The sequence below is a fragment of the Candidatus Endomicrobiellum cubanum genome (assembly GCF_031278955.1).
Lineage (GTDB): Bacteria > Elusimicrobiota > Endomicrobiia > Endomicrobiales > Endomicrobiaceae > Endomicrobiellum > Endomicrobiellum cubanum.
The window spans coordinates 1-5,210 of sequence record NZ_JAITJM010000004.1 but is presented as its reverse complement, the minus strand read 5'-3'; the positions used below and the strand labels follow the sequence as shown (position 1 = coordinate 5,210).

Annotated in this window: 4 protein-coding genes; 3 read left to right on the top strand and 1 reads right to left on the bottom strand. The window is 33.7% G+C overall.

Annotated features, from left to right (window positions below; translation table 11 throughout):
* Positions 1-406 precede the first annotated feature (406 nt).
* From LBD57_RS00380 to LBD57_RS00370, 3 genes are all read left to right on the top strand, one after another.
* Entirely contained in the window at positions 407-613 is a 207-nt protein-coding gene (locus tag LBD57_RS00380) for a zinc ribbon domain-containing protein (protein WP_373469372.1), read from the top strand.
* A 321-nt stretch (positions 614-934) separates the two neighbouring features.
* Positions 935-2,245 carry a sodium-dependent transporter gene (locus LBD57_RS00375; protein WP_373469371.1) on the top strand — a complete coding sequence of 437 codons (1,311 nt, stop codon included), beginning with the start codon at positions 935-937 and terminating at the stop codon, positions 2,243-2,245.
* Positions 2,246-2,413: 168 nt separating this feature from the next.
* A complete protein-coding gene (locus LBD57_RS00370; RefSeq protein ID WP_373469370.1) occupies positions 2,414-4,513 on the top strand; it encodes a glutamine synthetase III in 2,100 nt (699 codons plus the stop codon).
* Between the two features lie 245 nt (positions 4,514-4,758).
* Here the strand turns inward: LBD57_RS00370 and LBD57_RS00365 are convergent.
* Positions 4,759-5,210 (bottom strand): hypothetical protein (locus tag LBD57_RS00365; protein WP_373469369.1); only part of this gene is annotated, 452 nt, incomplete at its 5' end.

Here is a 5,210-nt window from a genome sequence, read left to right as displayed (position 1 = left end):
GATGAAAGAGAGACATAAAATGGTAACAAACGCATATTTATCAGACATAAAAGATTTTGAAAAGAAGAGAGAATATCTAAAGATATTCCCCAAAATGTACATTAAGGATATTAGTATAGTATATAAGACTTAATGTTTATGATAAAAGTTTGCTTTATTATTTATAAATATTTTACAAGGTAGGTTATGTTTGCAGATAAAAGTTATTTATTTCTGAAGTAAATGTAAAAGGCAATAATAAAGCTGTAAAATATTTTAATCAAGGAAAAATTGAATTAGCAACGCAAACTATCATTGAGACCAAAGAAAAAATCAAAGAACTAACAAAAGCAAAATCGTAAAGTTCATGAGAAAAAATCTAATCAGAGAAGGGGCTATCTGCACAAGAAGTCAAGAGAGTTAGTCAATGTCTAAGGTTGGGAAAGCTACTTTAGACAACTCATGTGGGAAGTTTAGACAAATGATTGAGTATAAGTCAAAGAACAAAGGAACTTATTTTGTTACAATCAATCGTTTTTCTCCAACCACCAAACTTTGTCATGTGTGCTGTGATAAATATGAAGATATAACTTTATCTATCCATCCATGTTCGGACTTGCCATACTCACCATGACCCTGACTATAACGCAGCTCAGAACCATACTTGCTTTTTGTAAGGATATTTTTTTGGCCGTAGGGATTGCGGTGGCAGCCTTGTAACTTATTCAGGGAGTCAACTGAATTAGAATAGGAAGCCTCTCAGCTTTAGGTGCGTTGGTAATTCATCTTGCTATTGATATATTTTTTCAAAAGAAATAAAATATTAAATGCTGTCTTCTTTATTAAGTAAAACAACAAAGCAGCTAAGAGAATTTTCTCTTTAAGCGCTTTGTTTTTTTGGAGTTAAAGATGCAGACGACAAGATATAAAATAAAAAAAACAGGAGAGTTATAAAATGGGTTCAGCAAAAGATTCTTTTTCGTCTAAATGGGGACTGATTTTTGCTGCTGCCAGCACTGCAATTGGGCTGGGAAACATGTGGCTTTTCCCTTATCGTGTTGGCGAAAGAGGAGGAGCAGCATTTGTAATCCCTTACGTTGTATGCGCAATAGCTTTAGGACTTATTGCTTTAATTGGCGAAGTGTCTGTTGGAAGGTTTACAGGAGGCGGGCCTGCAACAGCTTTCAAAAAAATTTTACAGTTGCGCACTAAGAACACAGTACCAGGCGAAGCATTTGGTTGGGTATGCGTTCTGGTAGCTTTTTTACAGGCTGTAGGATATACTTTAGTGTTTTCTTGGGTCATCCGTTTTACTTTAGGTTCTTTAACAGGTTCTGCTTTTAAAGCAGTTAGCAGTAATCAATATTATATTACAATATCAAGTAATGAACATGTTCTCTTTTGGATGATCGTAACTTTACTTACTGCTGTAGTAACTTTAATTGGGGGCATTAGAAATGGTATAGAAAAGAGTTGCGCTATAATGTTACCTGCAATTTTTATACTCATTATAATTTTAGGCATCAGAGTAGCTTTCTTGCCAAATGCAATCGCAGGATACAAATATTTATTTTCTCCAGATTGGAAGTATATGTTTGATGTAAAAACTTGGATGATAGCTTTAGGCCAAGTCTTTTACTCTTTGTCTTTAAGAGGCTCAACAATGGTTACATATGGTTCTTATACGAAAAAAGAAAGTGATATAATTTCTTCTGCAAAATACATTGTTTTTGCAGATACATTTGTTTCTATATTGGCCACGTTTATGATTATTCCAGCAGTATTTGCTTTTGGAAAAGATTTAAACAGCGGCCCTGCTCTTTTATTTATAACCCTGCCTGATATATTTAAAGCCATCCCTTTTGGTCAATTTTTTATGTTTACTTTCTTTTTAGCGATATTCTTTGCAGCTTTGACTTCTTTTATAGGGCAACTCGAAGTAGTTGTACAGGCTTTGCATGATAAATTTAAGGTACCGCGTCTTTTAGCTATATTTTTTGTCTCTGCAGCTACAGTTTTGTTGTGCAAAGTATTAGTTGTGGGCAACATAAGAAAGGTTATTGACTTATTGTCTTTACATTTGATTCCTCTATGCGCTCTAGGAAGCGCCATTTTCTTTTTCTGGCTTGTTCCAAAACATCTTATTTTGCAAGAAGTTCAAACTGGACGATCAAAGCCTGTTGGAAAATGGATTGTCTCTATGGGGCGTTATGCTTTATGTGGGATGGTTTTATTTATATATGTTCTAACTATTCTTAAGATATAATATTAGTTTAATAATTTCTAAGAAGCAGTACCAAAAATTTTGGCACAACTGCTTTTTTTGCTTTACGTTTTAGTAAAAAGCTAATTTTGTTGACATGTTACCAGGAAAATAGTTAAATATCAGTATAATTAAGTAAGCAAACATTTTTTACAGAGATAGAGGACAGCCATGCAATCAATACACAACTATTATGGAGAATTGGTATTTACAAAAAAAATTATGGAGCAAAAGCTAAGTAAAAATATTTACAGAAAGCTTGTTGATGCCATAGACAATGTGGAGCCTTTAGATCAGTCAATAGCTGGTGAAGTTGCCCATGCCATGAAAGAGTGGGCTTTGGAAAAAGGAGCAACACACTTTACTCATTGGTTTCAACCTCAAAGAGGAGGCACTGCCCAAAAGCATGACTCTTTTATAGATTATGGTGACAATGGCGAAATAATAGAAAGGTTCTCAGCATCTCAGCTTGTTCAGTCAGAACCAGATGCATCATCTTTCCCTTCAGGAGGTATAAGGTCCACTTTTGAAGCAAGAGGATATACTGCATGGGATCCTACTTCTCCAGTCTTTCTTTTAGAATCAGGCAAAACAAAAACTTTAGTAATTCCCTCGGTTTTTCTTTCTTGGACAGGTGAAGTTTTAGATTTAAAAACACCTTTGCTTAGATCTCTTACTGTTTTAAATGAAAAAGTTATTGCTTTACAGAAACTGCTTGGCAACAAGAACGCAAAACAAGTTAAAGTTTTTGCTGGAATTGAGCAGGAATATTTTCTTTTATCAAAAGATTTAGTTGCTTCTAGGCCAGATATAATAGTTACAGGTAGAACGTTGTTTGGAAGCAAACCGGCAAAAGGGCAGGAGATGGAAGATCACTATTTCGGAAACATCCGTAAAAACGTTTTAAAATTTATGGAAGAAGTGGACAACACTTTGTATCGTAAAGGGATACCAGTTAAAACAAGGCATAATGAGGTTGCTCCTAATCAATTTGAGCTTGCACCTCTACATCAAGAAGTAAACTTAGCTATAGATAATAACCTGCAAATTATGGAAGTATTAAAAAAAGTTGCAGATAAGCACAATATGGTAGCGCTACTCCATGAAAAACCTTTTGCTGGAGTAAATGGTTCAGGTAAACATTTTAATTGGTCTATTGGCGACAACACAGGTGCGAACTACTTTGAACCTACAAAATCTCCTCTTAAAAATATATCTTTTCTTATAGCCGTAAGTGCAGTGCTATTTGGAGTAAAAAAGTTCGGTGGAATTTTAAGAGCTAGCGTTGCAGATGCCGGCAATGATCACAGGCTTGGGGCAAATGAAGCGCCTCCTGCAATAATGTCAGTATACCTTGGGGAATATGTAAGTGATTTGTTAAATTCTATAGAAAAAGCTGGTACTATTGATGAAAAAGAAGTAAACGAAATTACGCTTGGTGTGCAAAATCTTCCAAAAGTTAACAAAGACTATTCTGATAGAAATAGGACCTCTCCTGTAGCTTTTACAGGAAACAAGTTTGAATTCAGAGCTTTAGGCTCTTCTTCAAATCCATCAGAAGCAGGCACTATATTAAATTTTATAGCTGCTTATGGTTTTAATGAAATTTATAATAGAATAGAAGCTAAAAAAGGAGATATAGATGTTAAGCAAAAAGCTTTAGAAGTCATTAAAGAAATAATTTCAGAAACAAAAAATATACGATTTGAGAAGAATGGGTATTCCAAGGATTGGCATAAAGAAGCAGAGAAGAGAGGTCTGCCCAATGCTAAAAATACGCCTGAAGCTTTAAATCTTTTCTTAAAAGAAGATGTTATTAAATCATTTTCTGAGTTTAAAATACTAAATGAAAGAGAATTAAAATCAAAAGTAGAAATCAAGCTTGAAAATTATATTAAAACAAAAGAAATAGAATATAAATATGCTATGAAAAGTGTAAATACGTTAATTTTGCCTGCTATTTTAAAACAGATAGAAAAAATTTCTCAAACAGCTAAAAATTTAGAAAAACTAAAATTAAAATCAGATATATTTGTAAAAGAAGCCAAAATTTTAATTGAACTTTATGAAGATATAAATAAATATAATTTAGAATTAAATAAATTTGTTACAACTTCTTGTGGCACTGCTGCAGAAACTGCAGAAAAGTTTGCCTCTACGGGCGTAAAAATTTTAGAAGCTTTAAGAGAAAAAGTAGATACAGCAGAAGATTTAGTTGCAGATGAATTTTGGCCAATGGCAAGCTCCCAGAAACTGTTAAATACTTTTTAGATTTACAAAGAAGATTGATAAAGGGTCTGTCTGTTTGTTTGTATGAAAAAGCAATGTTCATGCCAAAAGAAGATATTATAATTGTGTCAGTTTGGGAAATAAACTTACCTATATATTTCAATATAGCTAAAGGTTAAAAGAAGGATAACTCCAAATTTCTTTATTTAAAAGGCAAAATCGGGTAACAACGGGCAGCAATAAAAAAGGCCGTGAATATGTATTCACGGCCTTAGTCGTCGCCTAATTCAAAATGAAGAAGTTGGAAGAAGAGTTCCCAAGTTTAGCAGAAGCGCAATATAGAAGTTATTAGACAAGTCGAATCTAGCAAGTAGACCAGCGTCATTACAGAAAGAATTAATAGTAGAGGCGACGCTAAAAGTAAAATCATCATTATTAGGGTCAGAGGCAGTAAAAGAAAGGGTGTTGTTATTAATGAGGAGATTGTCTACTTCACAGTTGTATAAGGATAAGTAAGCAAAGTATATTTGTGAGTAGTTAGAAATAGAAGAACTAATAGAAATGGAATTAGAGGAAACAGAGATAGTACTAGGATGATAAACAGCGTCACGGTCTGAGACTAGGTCTAGGAAAGCAGCGTATATGCGGTATACATTACAATAGGAAGAGATGTTAATGGAATTGTTATCTAGATAAAAAGAAGAGGTGAGGGTGATAGGGTTAGAAGAATCATTTTTAG